Origin of the sequence: Micromonospora maritima (assembly GCF_902825405.1) — a bacterium.
In the GTDB taxonomy this organism is placed as follows: Bacteria; Actinomycetota; Actinomycetes; order Mycobacteriales; family Micromonosporaceae; genus Micromonospora; species Micromonospora maritima.
Genome location: NZ_CADEAU010000780.1, coordinates 1 through 1,731 on the forward strand (window position 1 = coordinate 1; position 1,731 = coordinate 1,731).

Below are 1,731 nucleotides of genomic sequence, written 5' to 3' on the forward strand. Positions count from 1 at the left end.
CGTGGTCCTCGCCGACCGGCTGATGGTGGCCGACGGGCCGAGCACGATCGGCCGGGGTGGCCGGGGCGGCCGGGTGGTCAGCGGGCACCGGCTGCCCGGCGGGGAGCCGCTCTGGCGGTTCAGCCTGCCCGCCGGCGACCACGTGATCGGGCTGGGCGTCGCCGCCGGCGGGCTGCTGGTGACGAGCAGCCCGACCGGCGCCGGCGAACCGTTCTCCACGCTGCTCGATCCGGACACCGGCGCGTCACGCTGGCGGCGGCCCGGCTACCCGGTCGCCACCGCGGCCGGCGGGCTGCTGCTGGAGAGCCCTCCGACGGCGGCCGGTACGGCCAGCGTGCGAGCCGTCGACCCGGCCTCCGGGGCGGTGCGGTGGACACTGTCGATACCCGCGCAGGGGGTGGCCTACCGGACCGACGGTCACGGGGTGACCCAGTTGGTGCTGGTGACGCCGGACGGCCGGGTGGCGGTGCACGACGCGGACACCGGCGCGCCGGCGTACACCGGGCGGGTGCCGGCCGCACCGGACGGCGTCTCCTACCGGTACGCCCAGGTGGTGGCCGATCTGCTGCTGGTCGACGGCGATCCCGGCACGGTCACCGCGTACGGGCTGGACCGGCTCGACGCCCGGTGGACCGTGCGGGTGCAGGAGCGCGCCGGGCTCTGGTTCACCGACTGCGCCGGCATGGTCTGCCTGCGTGACCAGGTCGGCGGCGCGCGCACGCTCGACCCGGCGACCGGGCGTCCGGCCTGGGCCGACGAGCGGTGGCTCGGGTTCGCGCCGGTCGACGGCCGGTTGCTCGCGGCCACTGCGGGGATCGGCGCGGAGCTGGACCGGTGGGTGCTGGAGCCGACGACCGGTCGGGTGCTCGGTCGGCTCGGACGCTGGCGGATCACCGGCACGGACCGGGAACCCGGCGGGCTGCTCGGGCTGCGTCACCTCACCGGGGACCGGACGCTGGTCGGCGCGCTGGACGTCCCGGCCGCGCAGGCGCGGATCCGCGCGGTCCTGCCCGGCTCCTGGGACGAGTGCGCCGACTCGGGCACGGTGCTGGTGTGCCTGCGTCCGGCCGGCGGGCTGACGATCTGGCCGGTCGGTCGCTGATCACCAGTTGGGCTGTGCGGGCGGCGCGGGCAGCGGCACCGACTCCGGGCGCACCACGTACGCGATCCCGCCGCTACCGGTCTGCCAGGCCGCCTCGAACGGCGCCCGGGGCACGGTCCGGCGGACCCGCTCGTCGTCCGGCGCGTACGGATCGTTCAGCACCGGGTCGCCGTCGTCGGTGAAGCCGACCAGCACCACGAGGTGTCCCCGGGTGTCGTAGTCCAGCCCGGGCACCTGCCCGGCGGTGAAGGCCGCCGAGAGGATCAGCGGGATGCCGGCGGCGACGAACCGTTCCGCCTCGGCCAGCGAGCGCAGCCGGGTGACGAACGCGTCCACCCCGTGCGTGGCCGCGTACGCGGTGTTGAACGGCCAGTTCCCCGCCCCGGCGTACGCGTGGTCGTAGCAGTGCCGGGCGGCGTGCACCACGACCGGGCGGGGGCCGGGCGGGTCGACCCAGGCGTAGCGCTCCGGGGCGGGGCCGGCGCCCCAGAAGTCGAGCACCATCGACACGCAGGTGGGGCTGCACCAGGAGTCCCCGCCGCCGCCCCAGCGGGTCTCGCCGCCGGCGTGCAGCCGCTGCGCGTACCGCGGCACGTCCAGCACCAGGCCCCGGGCGCCGGCCGGCTCCG

2 protein-coding genes are annotated in these 1,731 nt (G+C 77.2%); one reads left to right on the forward strand and one right to left on the reverse strand.

The genetic code is table 11. The features are described from left to right. A partial coding sequence (locus HUW36_RS32210) for an outer membrane protein assembly factor BamB family protein (protein WP_174531505.1) occupies window positions 1-1,102 on the forward strand: 1,102 nt, incomplete at its 5' end. On the opposite strand, the gene HUW36_RS32215 is transcribed toward HUW36_RS32210, so the two are convergent. Beyond that, window positions 1,103-1,731: peptidase C39 family protein (locus HUW36_RS32215; protein WP_174531506.1), on the reverse strand; the 629-nt coding region annotated here is incomplete at its 5' end.